The organism is Halobacillus litoralis (genome assembly GCF_009856445.1).
GTDB classification, from domain to species: domain Bacteria; phylum Bacillota; class Bacilli; order Bacillales; family Halobacillaceae; genus Halobacillus; species Halobacillus litoralis.
In genome coordinates this window covers 954,842-974,720 of sequence record NZ_WMFA01000001.1, presented here as the reverse complement: position 1 = coordinate 974,720, position 19,879 = coordinate 954,842, and the positions used below count along the sequence as shown (strand labels likewise).

Genomic DNA, 19,879 nt, shown 5'->3' with positions numbered 1-19,879 from the left:
GATTATATAAAACTAAAGATGTCTATTGAAACAGAGGACAGTATTTTGGGTGGGCAACCACTTAGGCACGTAACGCTTTTTCATCGTGAGGTACAAAAAGCTGAACCTGCTCTCCACTCTTCCTTGAACAGTTTTGATTGTTTTTGAACGTTTTTGAAAGTTTATGGTTGATTTTTGTAAGGGTTTTCTTTTATTATAAATATAGATAACAAGCAGGGAGTGTAGGAACATGCTTACACCAGAACGCCATCAACTTATAATAAAAACAGTCAAAAACGATCATACATCAAAAATCAAACGTCTAGTTGAAGTAACAGGGGCGTCAGAATCAACCATCCGTCGTGATTTAGATCAGTTGGAAGACCAAGGACTCTTAAGGCGGGTGCATGGCGGAGCTTCATTAAGTAGCTCTGCAAGTGAAGAGCCGACTATGGTGGAAAAAGTCACAAAATTTCACAGTGAAAAACAAGCCATTGCTCAATACGCAGCCTCGCTCGTCCAGGAGGGGGATTGCATTTTCATTGATGCTGGTTCCACTACTTATGAGATGATTCCCTTCTTGAAAGAGAAAAACATCATTGTTGTAACGAACGGATTAAGTCACTTAGACGCGCTGAATAATCATCAAATTAAAACCTATGTCCTCGGTGGTCTTGTTAAACACCAGACAGGCGCCGTCGTCGGTTCAGGTGCGATTCAAAACCTTCAACAATACCGCTTCGACCAGTGTTTCATGGGAGCAAACGGAGTAACCCTCAAAGATGGATACACCACCCCCGACCCTGAAGAAGCGGCAATTAAAGAGATGACCTTGAATTTATCAAAGAATCGTTTTGTACTTGCTGACCATTCTAAATTTGAGAAAGTCGCTTTCATGAAATTCTCTGATCTTTCAGAAGCAGAAATCATTACCGATTTTAACGGAGCATCCATCGAAGAATACCGTAAGAAAACGAATATAAAGGTTGTGACAACATGATTTACACGTGTACATTAAACCCTTCCATCGACTACATCATGAACGTCGATGCGTTTGAGGCAGGAGCTTTGAACCGAGCCAGGGAAACCTTCTATTACCCAGGAGGAAAAGGCATCAACGTTTCCCGTGTTATGGGCCGGCTTGGTGTTAAAACAAAAGCACTTGGATATATTGGTGGCTTCACAGGTGCTTATGTCCAGCAGTTTTTAGACAGGGAAGCAGTTGATCACGCTTTTATTGAAACGTCTCAAACGACAAGAGTGAACGTCAAGCTGAAAAGTGACATGGAAACAGAGATCAACGGGCCTGGAGCTGAAATATCAAAACCATTACAAGAAGAGCTGTTGGAACAAGTGAGAAACCTTTCTACCAGTGACACCCTTGTTCTTGCTGGAAGTCTACCTTCTTCCCTGCCGTCCGACTTTTATATAACCATGGCGGCCATCTGCGCTGAAAATGGATCAAAAGTCGTGGCTGACACATCCGGCAAAGCATTGGAACAATTGCTCGGTCACCCGCTCTTCCTACTGAAGCCAAACCATCATGAGCTGGGCGAACTTTTCAATGTGGAGATTGATACAAAAGAATTAGCAGCTCACTACGGAAAGCGGTTGATTGATCAAGGTGTTGAACACGTCATTGTATCTATGGGCGGTAAAGGCGCTGTATATGTAGGCAGAGAACACGAAATGTTTGCCAATGTTCCTCGAGGTCACGTGAAAAACTCAGTCGGAGCAGGAGATTCCGTAGTCTCTGGTTTTCTAGCCGCTCTGGAAAATGAGGAATCCATCCAGGAAGCTTTCCGTTATGGAGTGGCATCAGGAAGTGCCACCGCTTTTCAGGATGACCTTTGTCAAAAAGAAGATGTTGAACGTTTACTGACAGAAATACACGTTTCCAATATAAACTAAGGGGAGTGAATCACCATGAAAATTACAGATTTACTGACGAAAGAAACCATCGTATTGAATATGTCTGCCTCTTCCAAGCCAGAGGCGATTGATGAGCTTGTTGGGCAATTGGACCATGCCGGTAAGCTGAATGATCGCGATGATTTCAAGCAAGCCATTGAAGCACGTGAACAGCAGAGTACCACAGGAATTGGGGACGGAATCGCCATCCCGCACGCAAAAACTTCTGCCGTAAAGGATCCTGCCATTGCTTTCGGAAGGTCACAGGATGGATTAGATTATGAATCCCTGGACGGTCAGCCGACGAATCTATTTTTTATGATTGCCGCTTCTGAAGGCGCTAACAATACACATTTAGAAACACTTTCCCGTCTTTCTTCCTTTTTAATGGATAACAACTTCCGCCAGCAGCTGGAAGAAGCGAAGACAGAAGCTGACGTGATTGAAGCGATCAATGCCAAAGAAGCCGAAGAAGACGATGAGGAAGAAACAGAAGAAACAAACACAGGTAAAATCCTTGCGGTTACTGCGTGCCCGACCGGTATTGCTCATACGTATATGGCAGCCGACAAACTTAAAGCTACAGCGAAAGAAATGGGTGTGAACATCAAAGTTCAGACCAATGGTTCCAGCGGAGTCAAAAACCGCCTGACAAGTGAGGATATTGCTGAGGCTGATGCGATTATCGTTGCCGCGGATACAAAAGTTGAAATGGAACCTTTCCAAGGAAAGCCGGTCATTGAGGTACCCGTCGCTAAGGCCATTCATGAACCGAAAGAATTGATTGAAAAAGCAACCAGGAAAGATGCGCCTATCTACCAAGGTACTGGAGAGAAAAAAGAAGGTTCTCAGGATAAAGGACAGCGCACAGGTTTTTACAAACATCTGATGAATGGTGTATCAAACATGCTGCCTTTCGTTGTTGGAGGAGGAATTTTAATTGCCCTTTCCTTCTTCTGGGGAATCAATTCTGCAGATCCATCAAATGAGGAATACAACCGCTTCGCAGAAATGTTGAATATCATAGGTGGCGGAAATGCTTTCTTCCTGCTTGTGCCAGTCCTTGCCGGTTTTATTGCTTCCAGTATTGCGGATCGACCTGGTTTTGCACCGGGAATGGTCGGTGGATTGATCGCTATCACGCAAACGGCCAATGAAAATGCAACGAACGGTTCTGGTTTCCTTGGCGGATTGATTGCAGGTTTCTTAGCCGGTTATTTGACACTCCTTGTTAAAAAGTGGCTGGAAGGTTTACCTGCTATATTGGATGGGATGAAGACCGTACTCTTCTATCCTGTTATCACGATCTTTGCTACTGGTATGATAATGTTACTGATCAACCCTACGCTGACAAGCGTTTATACAGCGTTATTCGGATTTCTTGAAAATATGAGTGGATCGAACCTCGCTCTTCTTGGTCTCATTGTCGGAGGTATGATGGCAGTCGATATGGGAGGCCCCGTGAACAAAGCGGCCTACACATTCGGAATTGCAGCCCTCGATGCAGGGAACTATACATTTATAGCAGCAGCGATGGCTGGTGGCATGGTTCCACCTCTTGCGATGGGCTTAGCTACGACCCTTTTCAAAAACAAATTCACGAAACAGGAGCGCGAAACAGGGAAAGCCGCTTATCCACTTGGAGCTTTCTTCATCACCGAAGGAGCCATCCCATTCGCAGCAGCTGACCCGGCCCGTGTGATTCCTTCAATGGTCGCAGGCAGTGCTTTGACAGGTATGCTGACGATGTTGTTCGGGATCGGTCTGCGCGCCCCGCACGGCGGTATTATCGTTGCCCCGCTCGTAGAAGGTGGGTTCATGCAGATCCTCCTTTATCTAGTGGCAATCATTGCCGGTACAATTCTTGCAGCAATTGTTGTAGGATTCTTGAAAAAAGACATCCAAAAGGCTTAAAATAATAAAGTTAGGGTAAGTCATAAACAATAGCATGTTTAAGGAGGAATTATAATGGTAGAGAAATCTTTTAAAATTACATCGTCTGACGGTGTTCACGCTCGTCCAGCAACAGTACTTGTACAAAATGCAGGAAAGTACGAGTCTGATATCAACCTACATTACAAAGAAAAATCCGTAAATCTTAAATCCATCATGGGAATCATGAGCCTTGGGATCCCTGCAAACGCTGAAGTTAAAATTACAGCGGAAGGCAGTGACGAACAGGAAGCGATTGACCATATGGAAACAACAATGAAGAACGAAGGCTTGGGGGAATAACAGCATGACACAGCTTCAAGGTATTGCAGCTTCCAGCGGAATTGCTATTGCAAAAGTTTACCGCTTGGAAGCTCCGGATCTTTCTTTCAATAAGAAAGATATTGAACAGCCGGAACAAGAAGTCAAGCGCCTGCATGAGGCTCTGGATATTTCAAAATCAGAGCTTGAGAAAATTAAAGAACATACAAGAAAATCTTTAGGTGACGAACACGCGGAAATCTTTTCTGCCCACCTATTGGTCTTAAGCGACCCAGAATTGATTCAACCGATTGAAGATAAAATCAAAAGCGAGAATGTTAACGCAGAAGCCGCTCTTTCTGAGACGGCCAACATGTTCATCGACATGTTCAAAGGCATGGATAATGAATACATGCGTGAACGAGCAGCAGACATCAATGATGTTACCAAGCGTGTAATGGCACACCTTTTAGGTGTAACATTCCCGGACCCTGCGTTGATTAACGAAGAAGTGGTCATCGTCGCAGACGATTTAACACCTTCGGATACCGCGCAATTGAACAAACAATACGTAAAAGGCTTCACGACAGATATCGGGGGCCGTACTTCTCACTCAGCGATCATGGCTCGTTCTCTTGAAATTCCAGCCGTTGTTGGAACGAAAAATATCACTTCCCAAGCTGGAAAGGATACCATGATTATTGTCGACGGAATCAGTGGGGATGTCATCATTGATCCAAGTGACGATCAGATTGCGGAGTATAAGCAGAAGCAGGACGATTTCGAGAAACAGAAACAAGAGTGGGCGAAGCTTAAGGATGAAGCCACTGTTACTTCTGAAGGCGACCACGTAGAGCTTGTTGCTAATATCGGAACCCCTGACGACGTTGAAGGTGTCTTGAACAACGGCGGCGAAGGTGTCGGCCTTTACCGTACAGAGTTCCTTTATATGGGCAAAAGCCAGCTGCCAACAGAGGAAGAGCAGTTTGATGCATACTCTTCAGTACTGAAGCAAATGGGAGACAAGCCTGTCGTCGTACGTACACTGGATATCGGTGGAGACAAAGAGCTTGACTACTTGGATCTTCCTGAAGAAATGAACCCATTCCTTGGATACCGTGCCATCCGCCTTTGCCTGGAGCGCGACGATATTTTCCGCGTTCAGCTTCGTGCATTGCTGCGTGCCAGCGTCCACGGAAACTTGAAGATCATGTTCCCAATGATCGCTACATTGGAAGAATTCCGTCAAGCGAAGGCAATTCTTGATGAAGAGCGCGCAAACCTTAAGGAAGAAGGTCAGGATGTTTCAGATGATATCGAAGTCGGAATGATGGTTGAAATTCCTGCAACAGCAGTAATTGCCCGTCAGTTCGCTAAAGAAGTCGATTTCTTCAGTATCGGTACCAATGACCTGATTCAATATACAATGGCCGCTGACCGTATGAACGAGCGCGTGTCATACTTGTACCAGCCTTACAACCCAGCGATTCTGAACCTGGTCAATAATGTGATTGAAGCCGCTCACGCCGAAGGTAAATGGGCTGGCATGTGTGGGGAAATGGCTGGCGATGAAATTGCTATCCCTCTCCTACTCGGACTTGGTTTGGATGAATTCAGTATGAGTGCAACATCTATTCTTCCTGCCCGTACACAGATCAGAGAACTATCCAGGAAGGAATGGACTTCTTATAAAGAAGAAATCCTTTCTATGGGTACAGCAGAAGAAGTTGTCGCATTTGTCAAAGAAAAAACACAAACGAAGTAGTATTTGTTGAATGAGTGTGGGACAATAGGTGTGTGCCGGTCTACATCCGGTTCTAGTTATAAACGAGAAAGAGATGTGTTTCCATGACATTTACTGTGATCATGATTGTATGTATCGCAATTGTTCTGGGGATTGCCGCCATGTTCGGCATGGCTGTCTCTAAAGGATACGATTACGAGCACACCGTTGACCCCTTACCAGACGACAAACGTCATAAAGATGAACATAAAAAAGCTGACGCTTAACAAGAGCGTCAGCTTTTTTCATTTCCATCATATAAATCGAGTTTATGGTGAATAGGTGTTCGCATTTTAGGCTTCGGAATTCGTTTTGGATAGCCCATCTGCAGTACAGATACCAATTTAAAGTGCTGGTTATCGAGCCCTATAGCTTCAGAAAATTGAACATCGTGTAAGTATGGGCTCGTGGTCCAAAGAACACCAACTCCCGCTTCCCACGCTAGTAGCTGCACATTTTGTATATAGGCACATACAGCAGCATAATCTTCTTCATATTTACGCACATCCTCATCCTTTTCCATATAGATCAAGGCATGATGTGGGATATTCATTAAAAAATCGCGAATTCCTTCCTGAAGTCGATTCGTCTTGTCTTCCTCATAACCATCAAAGAACCCCTGCCTTTGATAGCTTTCCATAACAGCCTGAGCATACCCTATCTTCCCATTATCCTGGTACAATCGTATCTGCCATGGTTCTTTCATCCGGTGGTTAGGTGCCCATGCGGATTCAGCGAAGATACGCTCCAGTACTCCCTTATCCACTTTCTCCTCTTTATACTCATGAACCGAACGTCGGCTTCTCATCGCTTCCAACAATTCCATCAGGTACACCTCACAACATAATCAACTTAGTTACAGGCTGCACCATCCAATAGCCCCATTCACGCAAGAAAAAAGGAACTTTCGTTTCCATGCTTTTATAAGCCGAATACTGCGTGGGCACACCTTCAACCTTCATACCCAGGTGCTTGGCCATAGCTACAGCCCTTTTTAAATGAAACTGGTCACTGACGATGAAAAAGGACCGAATTCCTTTTTCATCACTGACTTCTTTCGCGTTACTCAAGTTATCTTCTGTGATGAGTGATTGGTCCTCAAACAGAATATCTTCTTCATTTACTCCATGCTCCATCGCATATCCTTTCCCTACTTCTGCTTCGGAGGAGGCGGCTTGTTCACTTTTACCACCCGTAAGTATCAGGTATTCGACGTGTCCTTCTTTATATAATTCAATCCCCTGCTTCAAACGCCCCTCAAAGACAGGGCTTGGCTTTCCATTCCATTGTGCGGCCCCGAGAACGATAGCTGCATCCGCTTCTGATACTTTTTCATCCCCATAGGTCCACACAGAATAGCCCGTGTATAAGGCATAACTGATCATCAATAACAAAATGATTTGAACGAATCGTTTCATATCTCCTGGTTCTCCTACTCCCTGAATATATGTTCCATCATATCATAGAAAAAAGCCTCTCTGAATCATCAGAGAGGCTCATTTTAGAACTTATTTATTCAAGTTGTAGAATGCTTTCTCGCCAGCGTATGTCGCTGTTCCAAGCAGCTGGTCTTCAATACGAAGAAGCTGGTTGTACTTCGCAACACGGTCTGTACGGGAAGGAGCACCTGTTTTAATTTGACCTGCATTTGTAGCAACAGCGATGTCTGCGATTGTTGCATCTTCTGTTTCACCAGAACGGTGAGAGATGACAGCAGTATAACCGGCGCGCTTCGCCATTTCGATTGCTTCAAATGTTTCAGTCAGTGTACCGATTTGGTTCACTTTGATCAAGATGGAGTTACCCACGCCTTCTTCAATCGCGCGACCTAACTTCTCTGTGTTTGTTACGAACAAGTCGTCACCGACAAGCTGTACACGGTCTCCGATACGGTCTGTAAGAAGTTTCGTACCTTCCCAGTCGTTTTCATCAAGACCATCTTCAATAGAAACGATTGGATACTTGTTTACAAGCTCTTCGTACCAGTCAACCATTTCTTCAGACGTACGTACCACACCTTCACCTTTCAGGTTGTACTTACCGTCTTCATAAATTTCAGAAGAGGCAACGTCCATTGCAAGCTTCACTTCAGCGTCAGGCTTGTAGCCAGCAGCTTCGATTGCTTCGATGATTGTAGATAGAGCTTCTTCGTTAGAACCTAAGTCTGGAGCGAAGCCACCTTCATCACCTACACCAGTGTTGTAGCCTTTGCTGCCAAGAACTTTTTTCAGAGAGTGGAAAATTTCCGCACCCATACGTAGAGCTTCTTTGAATGTTGGCGCACCAACTGGCATAATCATGAATTCCTGAATATCTACGTTGTTATCTGCGTGCTCTCCACCGTTAAGGATGTTCATCATCGGTGTTGGAAGCGTAGCTGCTGTGAAGCCACCAAGATATTTGTAAAGTGGAAGACCAACAACGTCTGCAGCAGCGTGTGCTACAGCCATGGATACGCCAAGAATAGCGTTTGCACCTAGGTTACCTTTGTTTTCTGTACCATCAAGTTCTCTCATCATTTGGTCGATGATTACTTGTTGCGTTACGTCCATACCCAGAAGGTTTGGAGCAATCTTTTCGTTTACGTTATCTACAGCGTTTTGTACGCCTTTGCCAAGGTAACGTTCTTTGTCACCATCACGAAGTTCTACGGCTTCGTATTCACCAGTAGAAGCACCACTTGGAACAAGAGCTGTACCGAAAGCTCCGGATTCTGTATAAACTTCTACTTCAACAGTTGGGTTACCACGAGAGTCAAGGACTTCACGTGCATATACGTCAGTAATGTAAGGCATGAATATCTCTCCCTTATTTTTTAATTAGTGATTTACCTGTCATTTCTTCAGGTTGTTCAACGTTCAAGAGTTCTAACAATGTTGGTGATAGATCACCAAGAATTCCACCATCACGGAGTTCTGCCCCATCTTTTGTCACGATGACAGGTACAGGGTTTGTCGTATGAGCTGTCATAGCGTCTCCATCCAAGGTCGTCACCTCATCAGAGTTCCCATGGTCAGCTGTAATGATGGCATGTCCACCTTTTTCGTGGATCTTATCTACAATTTTACCTAGGCATTCATCTACGGCTTCAATCGCTTTAATCGTCGGCTCAAGCATTCCTGAGTGTCCAACCATATCAGGATTGGCGAAGTTTAGAATGATAGCATTGTGTTTCTCGGAGTCAATCGCCTCAAGAAGAGCATCTGTAACTTCATACGCACTCATCTCTGGCTTCTGATCATATGTCGCAACTTTAGGAGAATCGATGAGGATGCGCTCTTCCCCTTCGAATTCTTTCTCACGACCACCACTCATGAAGAAGGTCACGTGTGGATACTTCTCCGTTTCGGCGATGCGCAGCTGCTTCATATCATTGTCAGCAAGGACTTCTCCAACGGTATTTTTCAAGTCGTTCGGAGGGAAAGCAATCTTGCTTCGCACCTGATCGCTGTATTGCGTCATCCCTACAAAGTGTAGATTCTTCGGTGCGTTCTCTCCGCGCTCATAACCATCAAAGTCATCGTTTGCGAATGTACGGGAGAGTTGGATCGCACGGTCCGGACGGAAATTGAAGAAAATGATGCTATCTTCATCTTCCACTGATCCAATCGGGTTGTTGTCCTCATCTGTTAAAACGACAGGCTCAACAAACTCATCGTACACTTCCTGCTCATAAGAATCGTCGATGGCTTTAATTGGATCCTTGTACGTCGGGCCCTCACCATAAGCGATGGCATCATAAGCTTTCTTCACACGTTCCCAGCGATTGTCACGATCCATCGCATAGTAACGTCCGGAGAGAGTAGCGATTTGCCCTATGCCGACTTCTTCAATCGCTTCCTGAGTCTGTTTGATATAGGTCTTAGCTGATTGCTGACCAACATCACGTCCATCCAGGAAAGCGTGAATGAGAACTTTTTCGATTCCTTCTTCTTTCGCCAGCTTCAAGGTAGCGATCATATGGTCGATATGACTATGAATCCCGCCATCAGATAACAGGCCGAAAATGTGAAGAGCTTTATCTTTAGTCTTCGCCTCACGAACTGCGTTTAGCAGCACTTCATTCTCAAAGAAGTCCCCTTCACGAATGGAAAGGTTAATTCTCGTCAGACTTTGGTAAACGACACGGCCTGCGCCGATGTTCAAGTGCCCAACTTCTGAGTTCCCCATTTGACCTTCCGGCAGTCCGACAGCTTCCCCGCATGCCATTAATTGAGAATGCGGAAATTGGTTCCAGTAACGATCAAAGTTCGGCGTGTTCGCTTGTTTGACAGCATTACCTTTCTCTTCATCACGAAGAGCGTAGCCGTCAAGGATGATTAAGGCAGCCAGGTTTTTATTACTCATTCTTACCTGCCTCCACTAGTTTTAGGAAAGAATCAGCTTCAAGGCTGGCTCCTCCTACTAGAGCACCATCAATGTCGGACTGGGATAGGAGTTCATCAACGTTTGCAGGCTTCACGCTGCCTCCGTATTGAATGCGGACAGCTTCTGCTGCATCTGCACTTACGTATTCACTGACAACTTTACGGATGTGAGTACAAACTTCATTGGCTTGTTCAGATGTCGCTGTACGACCTGTGCCAATCGCCCAGATCGGCTCATAAGCAATGATTGTCTCTGCACATTGATCATTTGTCAGACCGTCCAATGCTTTTTTCACTTGTGTCTCTACAACGTTCATCGTTTCGTTCGCTTCCCGTTGTTCAAGAGATTCCCCTACACAAATGATCGGTGTCAAGCCATGGTTAAATGCAGCATGAACTTTCTTGTTCACCTCTTCATCGGTTTCCTTGAAAATTTCACGACGTTCGGAGTGACCAAGTACGACGTAAGATACGCCAAGCTCTTTCAGCATGACCGGGCTTACTTCACCTGTAAACGCACCATTTTCTTCAAAGTGCATGTTTTGAGCACCGATTTTAAGACTTGTACCTTCTGTTTCCTCTACGAGTTTTTGTAGAAAAGGAAATGGAGCACAAACAACCGACTCTACCTGCTCAGAGGAAGGAACTTCGTTCTTAGCTGTTTGAATAAAATCTTCCGCTTCACGGTGGTTTTTATTCATTTTCCAGTTACCAGCGATTACTTTTTTACGCATATGGTTTCACCTCTCCTTTTTATTTATCGTTCAACAAGGATACCCCTGGAAGATCTTTACCTTCCATGAATTCCAAGGAAGCACCGCCACCAGTGGAAACGTGGTCCATATCATTGGCATATCCGAATTTTTCTACGGCTGCTGCAGAGTCTCCTCCACCGATGACCGTGTAACCCTTTGTTTCAGAAAGAGCATTCGCTACGGCTTTTGTACCGTTAGCAAAAGATTCGATTTCAAAGACGCCCATTGGTCCGTTCCAGATGACCAATTTAGAATCTTTAATCACTTCTGCATATTTTTCTCTCGTCTTCGGACCGATATCCAGCGCTTCCCAGTCAGCTGGGATGCTATCGATTCCTACTTCTTCTTTGTTAGCAGAATCAGAGAAATCATCAGCAACGACGACATCATCTGGCATAAGGAAGTTTACGCCTTTCTCTTCTGCTTTTTTCATATATTCTTTAGCTAGATCAATTTTATCTTCTTCCAGCAGCGATTTACCGATCTCATGACCTTGGGCTTTTACGAATGTGTAAGCAAGACCTCCACCGATAATCAAGTTATCGACTTTATCGATCAAGTTGTCGATGACACCGATCTTATCTTTCACTTTCGCACCACCAATGATGGCTGTGAATGGACGCTCTGGATTAGACAGGGCTTTACCTAGAACATTGATTTCTTTTTCCATCAGGAAACCAGCAACAGCAGGAATATACTCTGCAATACCTGCTGTGGAAGCATGCGCACGGTGGGCAGCACCGAAAGCATCGTTTACGTAGAGGTCAGCCATGTCTGCAAATGCTTTGGCTAGTTCCGCATCATTCTTTTCTTCACCAGGATGGAAGCGCACGTTTTCAATTAGAAGAACATCGCCGTTTTCCATTTCAGAGATGGCTTTGTTCACTTCAGCTCCGTGTACTTCATCCGTTTTTGTAACCGTTTGTCCAAGAACATCACTTAGACGGTTGGCTACAGGATCAAGACGAAGATCTTCGACAACTTCCCCTTTAGGACGTCCAAGGTGACTGGCAAGAATGACTTTCGCACCGTTTCCAGTCAGGTGCTTGATTGTTGGGAGGGCAGCTTTGATTCGAGTGTCGTCTGTGACCTCTCCCTCACTCATCGGTACGTTGAAGTCAACACGACAGAAAACGGTTTTCCCGTTCACTTCAACATCGCGGATTGTTTTCTTATTCATAGAATGACAACCTCCTTGGTTTGTGGTCAGGTTCATCGCCTGCCCTTATGTACGTTTCCACAGAATCATGTTGCAGAAACGCCGATAAGCAGGATGCGAAAAAACATGGATAAAGGAGGAGGACCTGAGACCTCCTCCTTTCCAGCTTTTTCATAGTATTTTCTAAAACGGCTCAGATATTACAAGCCTTGGTTCTTAAGGTATACAGCCAAGTCTACACAACGGTTGGAGTAACCAGTTTCGTTGTCATACCAAGAAACGATTTTAACCATGTTGTTTTCAAGGATAAGTGTAGAAAGACCATCAATGATAGAAGAGTGAGTGTTGCCATTGTAGTCTGTAGAAACAAGTGGCTCGTCACTGTATCCAAGGATTCCTTTAAGGTTTCCTTCAGCTTCTGCGCGAAGTGCTTCGTTCACTTCTTCTGCAGTTACGTCTTTATCAAGCTCAGCAACCAAGTCTACGATGGATACGTTAGACGTTGGTACACGCATAGCCATACCGCTAAGCTTACCATCAAGGTGTGGAAGTACTTTTGCAACAGCTTGTGCCGCACCAGTTGTTGTTGGGATGATGTTTTCAGCAGCTGCACGAGCACGACGGTAATCTTTGTGTGGAAGATCAAGGATCTGCTGGTCGTTCGTGTAAGAGTGAACAGTTGTCATCATACCGCGCTTAAGACCGAATTTCTCGTCAAGAACTTTTGCGTATGGAGCAAGGCAGTTCGTTGTGCAAGACGCGTTTGAGATAACGTGGTGAGAATCTTTGTCATACTGATCTTCGTTTACACCCATAACGACTGTAAGGTCTTCTTGTTTCGCTGGAGCAGAGATGACTACTTTCTTAGCACCTGCATCCAAGTGTTTCTTAGCATCGTCACGCTGAGTGAAGCGACCTGTAGATTCGATCACGATATCTACGCCAAGATCTCCCCAACCAAGTTGAGCTGGATCTTTTTCAGAAAGTACTTTAACTTCTTTACCGCCGACAATCAGGTTGTCACCGTTTGTTGTCACTTCTTGATCAAGCTTGCCATGTACTGTATCGTATTGAAGCAAGTGTGCCAGCATGTTTGCATCTGTCAAATCGTTAACCGCTACTACCTCAACTTCATTGTTGTTCAAAGCAGCACGGAAAACATTACGTCCAATACGTCCAAATCCGTTAATACCAATTCTTACTGTCATGCAAAATTCCTCCTTAGGATGATTGAAATCATATTTATTTAAAGGGATAAACCCCTTATTAACTCTTGGGCTGCACCTTCATCAGTGATCAGGACATTACTCTGGCCCGGTTGGAAATAAGATGAGATGGCTTGCGCTTTCGAGCGACCTCCAGCAACAGCAATGACATGTTTCGCACGCTTAAGATCTTCTAACTGCAGACCTACCGTACGAACTTTGTGAACGATCTCACCCTCAACATTGAAATAATAACCAAAAGCCTCGCCTACAGCGTTGTGCTTTTTGATTAATTCCAACTGTTCAGGAGAAGTCTTTCTTCGTTCTGCCATCGTGAGTGCATCCCCGACACCGTGAATAACGATTTCAGCGTTACGGATGATATCCAACACTTCTTTAATTGAAGGTTCTTCTTTTATCGTCTGATACGATTCCTCACTGAGAGGATCGGGTACATATAAAAGACGATAGTCACCCCTGGCTTTTTTCGCCATTTCCGCGCAGATCGTGTTGGCCTGGTTTTCAACTCTTTCACCTAAACCTCCACGTGCAGGCACGTATAAGCATTGATCAGCTCCAGACAGCGGCGTCATCACTTGTGCGACGGATGCCATCGTTGTTCCGCCGGTAATGGCAATCACCTGATCCGGCGACATATGTTCTTTCAAATATTGGACACATGCTTTTCCCATCTCTTGTTTTACCCAATTAAGCTCATCACTATCACCCGGAACAACAACGACATAGTCTAAATTTAATTTATCCTTTAATTGTTGTTCTAAAACCTTTATCCCAGAGACCTCTTTAATAAATTCGGCTAACTGCTCAAGAATGTTCTGTCCCTCATAACTTAAATGCATACCTCGTGAGGTAATCTCTACAGCTCCTTGTTTATTCAGAAAGTCCACTTCACTTCGAACCGTGCGTTCAGCCAGCTCAACACTTTCAGCTAACGCTCTTCGGCCCACAGGCTGCATGATCTGGATATAATACAACAGCTGATAACGGCGCTGTATAACGTCCAGGACATCCGGGAATAATTTTTTTTGTAAGTCGATGAACGCTCTCATGGAAAAAGCCCCTTCTTTGAAATGGTACCAACCGGGATGTATTACGTCCCAGCTAGTCATATTATGTCCCGCTCGGAGCAAAAAAATATCTTATTTCAGTTTTATATTAACAGTGGGGTAGTCCTCGTGCAAGTGAAAACCTAGACGTTTTTCATTGTAAACGCTTCATTAGTTCGAAGTAATCAATATTCCGATAATCCAGCTCTTCCTCACCAATTTTCAATACCGGCACCTCAAGCATATACTTATCCAGCAGGACAGGGTCAGTACCAATATCCACCAATACCACTGCGACGTCAAAGAGAGACAAAAGACCCTTAACTTCCTCACATAACCCGCAGTTTTCTTTAACGTATAAAATAACTTCAGACATATACAGGCCTCCCTGAACTTCCTCTTCATCATACCAAAGGAAACCTGCCCCATCCATCCCTCACTATTGCTTATTCACAAAAAAGGACACGCTGTTAGGAAGCGTGTCCTTTTTTATCATAAAAACCATTATCGATTTTCAACTTCCGTTTATCCAAGAAATGTGCTAACTCTTCGCCTACATAACTTTCGGGTGTCCGTTTCAATAACTTATAGTTGAAGGATAACTTTTGCTGTTCCTGCATGTCGAACACGTGAATCCGCCTGTCTTCAGAAACCTCTTCAGTCGACAACATTTTGTAACGGATTAGGTTTGTCATAAATACCCCTCTTCTAAATAAAGCGAAAAGTCTGACTTTATTTCTTCAATAGTAACATAGAAAAACCCCGAAATAAACTACATTGCGATAATATACCCAAATAAACGTTCGTATAATTTCTGTGAGATTTCTGTTCAAATAATATTTAAATAACATTAATGTAACTGTTAGTGATTCGACAACATCACTATACTAATATAATGAATTTCTTGTAAAAAAAGGACCTTCCTTACATCTGAGGAAGGTCCATCTAGTTTAGCGCGCCCGAGAGGATTCGAACCCCCGACTGACGTAGAACCGGAATCTACCGCTCTATCCAACTGAGCTACGGGCGCAAAAGCGACATGCATTTAATATTATAAGTAGAATCAACAAAAAACGCAACCCATTTTTTGATCTTCAAGAAAAGCTTCCTATTTTGGAAGGCTTAGTTACCTGACATTTGCGTGAACGGTTCAAGGCGTCCACGGGAAGCGCAAGGTAGATGTGCCCCCCAGAACGTTAGCCCGAGGAGACTCACCAATCGCCTCGGAAAGCGAACCTTTTCCCGCAGTCCCTGAAATCCTACAAACATCTCGAAATAGAGTTTTCCACAGTCCTGTCATATCGCTAAAATGTATGTATGGACGTTTATATAGGTAAATTTAGGGTATGATGGTAGAAGGAATTGGAACACATCACATAGAACGAATAATAATAACCGTTTTTCATACTTAAAAGGCGCAGCAACCCTTGCTGAAATAAAGAATAAAAGGTCGATTGTTTTTGTTTGACCTTTATTGACCTTATAGGTATGATGAATGTATTCCATCATTATTAATTTGATGTTAAGGAGGAATTTCAAATGAATTTAGTCCCTACAGTTATTGAACAAACAAACCGCGGAGAACGTGCTTATGATATTTACTCCCGCTTACTTAAAGACCGCATCATCATGCTGGGAAGCCCGATTGATGATAACATCTCAAACTCTGTTGTTGCACAGCTGCTTTTCCTTGCTGCTGACGACCCAGACAAAGATATTTCCCTATACATCAACTCCCCTGGTGGATCGATCACAGCAGGTATGGCAATTTATGATACGATGCAGTTCATCAAACCGAACGTATCTACAATCTGCACAGGTATGGCCGCGTCAATGGGTGCATTCTTGCTGAACGCCGGTGAGCCTGGCAAACGTTATGCACTACCTAACAGTGAAGTCATGATTCACCAACCACTTGGAGGAACACAAGGTCAGGCTTCTGACATCGAAATCCACGCTAAGCGTATCATCAAAATGCGTGAGAAGCTGAATAAGATTCTTGCTGAGCGTACGGGACAACCGATGGAAGTCATCGAACGCGACACAGATCGTGATAACTTCATGTCTGCCCATGAAGCTGTAGACTATGGCTTGATTGACAAAGTCATGGAGAAAAACGAACAATAATAAAACACAAAATCCGCTGTGGAATCCACAGCGGATTTTTTTGTTCTGTATGAGAACGTTCCCTCACTGGAGAACGTTCATTTTTTCACATAAATACAGATTACTCATTCTTTACGAAGTCTGTCAGCACCTGCATCGCTTCTTCCTCATCAGAACCATCTGCAATCAATTTGATTTCTTCATCAGTTCCGACAGCAAGACTCATTAACCCCATTATACTTTTGGCATTCACCCGTTTTTCACCTTTTTCAATAAAAACGTCTGCGGTAAATTTGTTCGCTTCTTGTACGAATTGTGCCGCCGGCCTTGCCTGTAAACCTGTCTCTAACTCAATTACGATCGTCCTTTCAATCACCTGTCATTCTCCTCTCATTCTATATTTCAACTTCTTTGTAAGCGGATTCAATACTTAGAAAAAAGAACGCTCTCTTTTCGAAAGCGTTTATAATTGTATTTCATTATAGCATGAATTTGTTAAGGAAACATTAATTTCTTGTGTTTTCTGTCACTTCGCCTTTTCTAACTTTTTCGGCGAACTCATCGATTTTACGCAGCCGGTGATTGATGCCGGATTTACTTATCGACCCGCCGGAAACATACTCACCAAGCTCTTTCAAGGAAACTTCCTGGTGCTGCAATCTTAAGGATGCAATCTCCTGCAATTTATCTGGCAGCGCTTCTAAACCTACTGTCCGTTTAATGAATTTTATGTTCTCCACTTGGCGGAAAGCGGCCCCGATCGTTTTATTCAAATTCGCCGTCTCACAGTTGACGAGACGATTGACAGAGTTCCTCATATCCCGGACGATCCTTACATCCTCAAACTTGAAAAGCGCCTGGTGTGCTCCAATATTGCTAATGAGCTCCGTAATTTTATCCGCTTCTTTCAAATAAGTGATGAATCCTTTTTTACGGCTGAGTGTCCTTGCGTGCAACCCGAAACTATTCATAAGCTTACACAACGCCTCGTTGTGTTCCTCATCCGAAGAGTAAACCTCAAGATGATAGGAAGAGGTTTCCGGGTTATTGACGGAACCGCCTGCAAGAAATGCCCCTCGTAAATAAGCCCTTTTACAACACGTATCGTTCAAATACTTTTGAGGGATATCTGGATTAATGGATAGAGGACCTTTCAGAATTTCAAGATCTTCAAGAACGACTTTCGCTTTCTCCGTCATCCTCACAATATAAACATTGTTCTTTTTTAACCTCATTTTTTTCCGGACAAGGAGTTCTACCGGGTAGGGATAAAGCTTTTTGATTAACGTGTAGATCCTTCTGGCAATCGCTGCATTCTCTGTTTGTACATCCAGAATATATTCACGATTGGAAAGGGAAAAGGTTCCGTTCATGCGCACAAGGGCAGCCAGTTCTGATTCCATGCAGCAGGTATCTGCTTCTACGTTCGTTAATTCTTTTTTGATCTCTGATGCAAATGACATGATGTACACCCCCTTCTACCTACCAAGCAACACCTAAAGCATAGAGTGCAGTAACTTTGCTAATTTATCTGTGTCATGACGTAACATAGGCTTGCTATGGTCGATGATATCTTCTTCTATGACTTTCAATCCCATGGATTTAATTCTTTCAATATCGTAAACGACGGGTTCTGCATTTTCTTCTGCATACGCAGCCCTTACCCCTTGATCAATGGGTTGATTATGCACAATCACTGACTGTAACACACCCTCTCCAATATGATCAAATAAGGCCTGTATATGATCAGCAGCCGTGTAACCGGAAGTCTCCCCCTCCTGTGTCATCACGTTGCATATATAAGTGACCGTCGCTTTCGTTTCTTTCAATGCCTGACCGATTTCCGGAATGATGATATTCGGCAATATGCTGGTGTACAGACTTCCGGGTGAAATCACTATTAAATCTGCAGACTTAATGGCCTCTACGGCTTCTGGCAAAGGCTGAATCGGCGTAGGACTTACATACACCCTTTTTATTTTCTTGTTCTGTTTTGGAATACTTGACTCACCGGTAACGACCGTTCCATCCTCCATCTCCGCATGGAGGTTCATGGAATGATTGGCAATCGGATAAATATGACCACGCACATTCAGGACTCTGGAGATTTCCTTAATCCCTTTATAAAAGTCCCCCGTCATGGATGCCATCGCAGCCAGCAGAAGATTCCCCATAGAATGACCGGACAGGCCATTCCCTGCTGCAAACCGGTGTTGAAAAAGCTCCAGGAGCATAGGTTCAGCATCAGATAGGGCAGCAACGACATTCCGGATATCCCCCGGGGCGGGGATGGCCATCTCGTCCCGCAGGCGGCCGGAACTTCCACCGTCATCAGCAACCGTGACAATGGCTGAGAGGTCAATCGGTAAATTTTTTAATCCGCGCAACAGCACAGGCATTCCGGTCCCGCCACCTACAACGACGACACGCGGCTTGGTCTTATGATCCATCCGTTACAAACCCTTTCTTTTATCAATGTCTCTATGCGTGACATGGGTCACGAAGTCTGTAGAGAAGTATTCCGATAAATGCTCAGCAAGAGCTACAGAGCGGTGTTGACCGCCTGTACAACCGATAGCAATGACAAGCTGACTTTTTCCTTCTCGTTTATACTGAGGAAGCATGAAATGCAGCAGGTCCTTCAGTTTTTCAAGAAACTTCTGTGTATCTGTCCATTTAAAAACATAGGAGGAGACTTCTGTATTCAACCCTGTCAACGGCCGCATATGTTCAACATAGTGCGGGTTCGGCAGGAAACGCACATCAAACATTAAGTCTGCATCAATCGGAACGCCATACTTGAAACCGAAGGATACCATCTGAATGGAGAACACCTGTTGTTCCTGTTGACGGTACTTTTCAATGATCCGCTCTCTCAGTTCTTTCGGTTTCAACGATGTCGTATCAATAATCGTCTGCGAACGGCCTCTCAGCTCATCCAGCATTTTTCTCTCTCTACGAATACCTTCAAGGGGCAACCCTTCTTTTGCAAGTGGGTGAGATCTTCGTGTTTCTTTATAGCGGGAAACAAGCGCCTGATCTTCTGAATCAAGGAATAGAATGTGTTCCTGCAGCCATTCTTCTTTTCCAAGACGGTCAAGAGAATCAAAAAGCGCATCAAAGAATTCCCGCCCACGCAAATCCATCACTAGTGCTACATTTTGGATATTGTTGCTGGAATCTTTCATCAGTTCAAGAAATTTCGGAAGCAGGGCCGGTGGTAAGTTATCGACACAAAAAAAACCGAGATCTTCAAAACTCTGAACAGCTACGGTTTTTCCTGCTCCTGACATTCCTGTGATGATTACTAACTGAGTATCGTTGGCATTTACTGGCATCTTTCATCGCTCCCCA

At 44.2% G+C, this 19,879-nt stretch carries 21 protein-coding genes and 1 tRNA gene; 7 read left to right on the top strand and 15 right to left on the bottom strand.

Annotated features, from left to right (window positions below; translation table 11 throughout):
- The first annotated feature begins 229 nt into the window (after window positions 1–229).
- From GLW00_RS04450 to ytzI, 6 genes are all read left to right on the top strand, one after another.
- Window positions 230–979, top strand: a complete 750-nt coding sequence (locus GLW00_RS04450; RefSeq protein WP_160911573.1) for a DeoR/GlpR family DNA-binding transcription regulator — start codon at window positions 230–232, stop codon at window positions 977–979.
- Window positions 976–1,890 carry a 1-phosphofructokinase gene (gene pfkB, locus GLW00_RS04445; RefSeq protein WP_160911571.1) on the top strand — a complete coding sequence of 305 codons (915 nt, stop codon included), beginning with the start codon at window positions 976–978 and terminating at the stop codon, window positions 1,888–1,890. Before GLW00_RS04450 ends, pfkB begins: the two co-directional genes overlap by 4 nt.
- Before the next feature lie 15 nt (window positions 1,891–1,905).
- Entirely contained in the window at window positions 1,906–3,804 is a 1,899-nt protein-coding gene (locus GLW00_RS04440; protein WP_160911569.1) for a PTS fructose transporter subunit IIABC, read from the top strand.
- Between the two features lie 54 nt (window positions 3,805–3,858).
- A complete protein-coding gene (locus GLW00_RS04435; protein ID WP_115894425.1) occupies window positions 3,859–4,125 on the top strand; it encodes a phosphocarrier protein HPr in 267 nt (88 codons plus the stop codon).
- 4 nt (window positions 4,126–4,129) lie between these two features.
- Window positions 4,130–5,848 carry a phosphoenolpyruvate--protein phosphotransferase gene (ptsP, locus tag GLW00_RS04430; protein WP_160911567.1) on the top strand — a complete coding sequence of 573 codons (1,719 nt, stop codon included), beginning with the start codon at window positions 4,130–4,132 and terminating at the stop codon, window positions 5,846–5,848.
- 83 nt (window positions 5,849–5,931) lie between these two features.
- Complete coding sequence (ytzI, locus tag GLW00_RS04425; protein WP_115894427.1) at window positions 5,932–6,093, top strand: YtzI protein; 162 nt, start codon at window positions 5,932–5,934, stop codon at window positions 6,091–6,093.
- An 8-nt stretch (window positions 6,094–6,101) separates the two neighbouring features.
- On the opposite strand, the gene GLW00_RS04420 is transcribed toward ytzI, so the two are convergent.
- From GLW00_RS04420 to GLW00_RS04370, 11 genes are all read right to left on the bottom strand, one after another.
- On the bottom strand, window positions 6,102–6,692 hold the full coding sequence (locus GLW00_RS04420; RefSeq protein WP_160911565.1) for a nitroreductase family protein: 591 nt from the start codon (window positions 6,690–6,692) through the stop codon (window positions 6,102–6,104).
- 10 nt (window positions 6,693–6,702) lie between these two features.
- Window positions 6,703–7,284 (bottom strand): YdcF family protein, encoded by a 582-nt coding sequence (locus GLW00_RS04415; protein WP_160911563.1) that lies wholly within the window; start codon window positions 7,282–7,284, stop codon window positions 6,703–6,705.
- Window positions 7,285–7,374: 90 nt separating this feature from the next.
- Complete coding sequence (eno, locus tag GLW00_RS04410) at window positions 7,375–8,661, bottom strand: phosphopyruvate hydratase (protein ID WP_089651372.1); 1,287 nt, start codon at window positions 8,659–8,661, stop codon at window positions 7,375–7,377.
- Window positions 8,662–8,674: 13 nt separating this feature from the next.
- Window positions 8,675–10,213: a 2,3-bisphosphoglycerate-independent phosphoglycerate mutase gene (gene gpmI / locus GLW00_RS04405; RefSeq protein WP_160911561.1), complete on the bottom strand. Its 1,539-nt coding sequence runs from the start codon at window positions 10,211–10,213 to the stop codon at window positions 8,675–8,677.
- A complete protein-coding gene (tpiA, locus tag GLW00_RS04400; protein ID WP_160911559.1) occupies window positions 10,206–10,967 on the bottom strand; it encodes a triose-phosphate isomerase in 762 nt (253 codons plus the stop codon). The genes gpmI and tpiA overlap by 8 nt, the downstream gene beginning before the upstream one ends.
- Before the next feature lie 19 nt (window positions 10,968–10,986).
- Window positions 10,987–12,168: a phosphoglycerate kinase gene (locus GLW00_RS04395; RefSeq protein WP_160911557.1), complete on the bottom strand. Its 1,182-nt coding sequence runs from the start codon at window positions 12,166–12,168 to the stop codon at window positions 10,987–10,989.
- Window positions 12,169–12,347: 179 nt separating this feature from the next.
- Window positions 12,348–13,355, bottom strand: a complete 1,008-nt coding sequence (gap, locus tag GLW00_RS04390) for a type I glyceraldehyde-3-phosphate dehydrogenase (protein ID WP_160911555.1) — start codon at window positions 13,353–13,355, stop codon at window positions 12,348–12,350.
- A gap of 38 nt (window positions 13,356–13,393) precedes the next feature.
- Complete coding sequence (locus GLW00_RS04385) at window positions 13,394–14,422, bottom strand: sugar-binding transcriptional regulator (RefSeq protein WP_160911553.1); 1,029 nt, start codon at window positions 14,420–14,422, stop codon at window positions 13,394–13,396.
- A 151-nt stretch (window positions 14,423–14,573) separates the two neighbouring features.
- Complete coding sequence (locus GLW00_RS04380; protein ID WP_160911551.1) at window positions 14,574–14,795, bottom strand: glutaredoxin family protein; 222 nt, start codon at window positions 14,793–14,795, stop codon at window positions 14,574–14,576.
- A 94-nt stretch (window positions 14,796–14,889) separates the two neighbouring features.
- The gene (locus GLW00_RS04375; protein WP_160911549.1) at window positions 14,890–15,114 is read right to left on the bottom strand and encodes a hypothetical protein; all 225 of its coding nucleotides are present in this window, start codon (window positions 15,112–15,114) and stop codon (window positions 14,890–14,892) included.
- Window positions 15,115–15,373: 259 nt separating this feature from the next.
- A tRNA-Arg gene (locus tag GLW00_RS04370) sits at window positions 15,374–15,449 on the bottom strand.
- Between the two features lie 509 nt (window positions 15,450–15,958).
- On the opposite strand from GLW00_RS04370, the gene clpP reads away from it, so the two are divergent.
- Window positions 15,959–16,546: an ATP-dependent Clp endopeptidase proteolytic subunit ClpP gene (clpP, locus tag GLW00_RS04365; protein ID WP_160911547.1), complete on the top strand. Its 588-nt coding sequence runs from the start codon at window positions 15,959–15,961 to the stop codon at window positions 16,544–16,546.
- A 100-nt stretch (window positions 16,547–16,646) separates the two neighbouring features.
- On the opposite strand, the gene GLW00_RS04360 is transcribed toward clpP, so the two are convergent.
- The 4 genes from GLW00_RS04360 to rapZ form a co-directional block, all read right to left on the bottom strand.
- Window positions 16,647–16,901, bottom strand: coding sequence for an HPr family phosphocarrier protein (locus tag GLW00_RS04360; RefSeq protein ID WP_160911545.1), 255 nt, complete (start codon window positions 16,899–16,901; stop codon window positions 16,647–16,649).
- 130 nt (window positions 16,902–17,031) lie between these two features.
- Window positions 17,032–17,988 (bottom strand): DNA-binding protein WhiA, encoded by a 957-nt coding sequence (gene whiA, locus GLW00_RS04355; protein WP_160911543.1) that lies wholly within the window; start codon window positions 17,986–17,988, stop codon window positions 17,032–17,034.
- 33 nt (window positions 17,989–18,021) lie between these two features.
- The gene (gene mgfK / locus GLW00_RS04350; protein WP_160911541.1) at window positions 18,022–18,975 is read right to left on the bottom strand and encodes a gluconeogenesis morphogenetic factor MgfK; all 954 of its coding nucleotides are present in this window, start codon (window positions 18,973–18,975) and stop codon (window positions 18,022–18,024) included.
- 3 nt (window positions 18,976–18,978) lie between these two features.
- Window positions 18,979–19,863 carry an RNase adapter RapZ gene (gene rapZ, locus GLW00_RS04345; protein WP_160911539.1) on the bottom strand — a complete coding sequence of 295 codons (885 nt, stop codon included), beginning with the start codon at window positions 19,861–19,863 and terminating at the stop codon, window positions 18,979–18,981.
- Window positions 19,864–19,879: the final 16 nt, after the last annotated feature.

Excerpts from the sequence above, each read along its gene's own strand:
- tpiA (WP_160911559.1), bottom strand. The coding sequence starts at position 10,967 with ATGCGTAAAAAAGTAATCGCTGGTAACTGGAAAATGAATAAAAACCAC.
- GLW00_RS04420 (WP_160911565.1), bottom strand. The coding sequence starts at position 6,692 with ATGGAATTGTTGGAAGCGATGAGAAGCCGACGTTCGGTTCATGAGTAT.
- GLW00_RS04450 (WP_160911573.1), top strand. The coding sequence starts at position 230 with ATGCTTACACCAGAACGCCATCAACTTATAATAAAAACAGTCAAAAAC.
- GLW00_RS04435 (WP_115894425.1), top strand. The coding sequence starts at position 3,859 with ATGGTAGAGAAATCTTTTAAAATTACATCGTCTGACGGTGTTCACGCT.
- mgfK (WP_160911541.1), bottom strand. The coding sequence starts at position 18,975 with ATGGATCATAAGACCAAGCCGCGTGTCGTCGTTGTAGGTGGCGGGACC.
- pfkB (WP_160911571.1), top strand. The coding sequence starts at position 976 with ATGATTTACACGTGTACATTAAACCCTTCCATCGACTACATCATGAAC.
- whiA (WP_160911543.1), bottom strand. The coding sequence starts at position 17,988 with ATGTCATTTGCATCAGAGATCAAAAAAGAATTAACGAACGTAGAAGCA.
- GLW00_RS04375 (WP_160911549.1), bottom strand. The coding sequence starts at position 15,114 with ATGACAAACCTAATCCGTTACAAAATGTTGTCGACTGAAGAGGTTTCT.
- GLW00_RS04415 (WP_160911563.1), bottom strand. The coding sequence starts at position 7,284 with ATGAAACGATTCGTTCAAATCATTTTGTTATTGATGATCAGTTATGCC.
- GLW00_RS04380 (WP_160911551.1), bottom strand. The coding sequence starts at position 14,795 with ATGTCTGAAGTTATTTTATACGTTAAAGAAAACTGCGGGTTATGTGAG.
- GLW00_RS04395 (WP_160911557.1), bottom strand. The coding sequence starts at position 12,168 with ATGAATAAGAAAACAATCCGCGATGTTGAAGTGAACGGGAAAACCGTT.
- ytzI (WP_115894427.1), top strand. The coding sequence starts at position 5,932 with ATGACATTTACTGTGATCATGATTGTATGTATCGCAATTGTTCTGGGG.
- gap (WP_160911555.1), bottom strand. The coding sequence starts at position 13,355 with ATGACAGTAAGAATTGGTATTAACGGATTTGGACGTATTGGACGTAAT.
- GLW00_RS04385 (WP_160911553.1), bottom strand. The coding sequence starts at position 14,422 with ATGAGAGCGTTCATCGACTTACAAAAAAAATTATTCCCGGATGTCCTG.
- gpmI (WP_160911561.1), bottom strand. The coding sequence starts at position 10,213 with ATGAGTAATAAAAACCTGGCTGCCTTAATCATCCTTGACGGCTACGCT.
- eno (WP_089651372.1), bottom strand. The coding sequence starts at position 8,661 with ATGCCTTACATTACTGACGTATATGCACGTGAAGTCCTTGACTCTCGT.
- rapZ (WP_160911539.1), bottom strand. The coding sequence starts at position 19,863 with ATGCCAGTAAATGCCAACGATACTCAGTTAGTAATCATCACAGGAATG.
- clpP (WP_160911547.1), top strand. The coding sequence starts at position 15,959 with ATGAATTTAGTCCCTACAGTTATTGAACAAACAAACCGCGGAGAACGT.
- GLW00_RS04440 (WP_160911569.1), top strand. The coding sequence starts at position 1,906 with ATGAAAATTACAGATTTACTGACGAAAGAAACCATCGTATTGAATATG.
- ptsP (WP_160911567.1), top strand. The coding sequence starts at position 4,130 with ATGACACAGCTTCAAGGTATTGCAGCTTCCAGCGGAATTGCTATTGCA.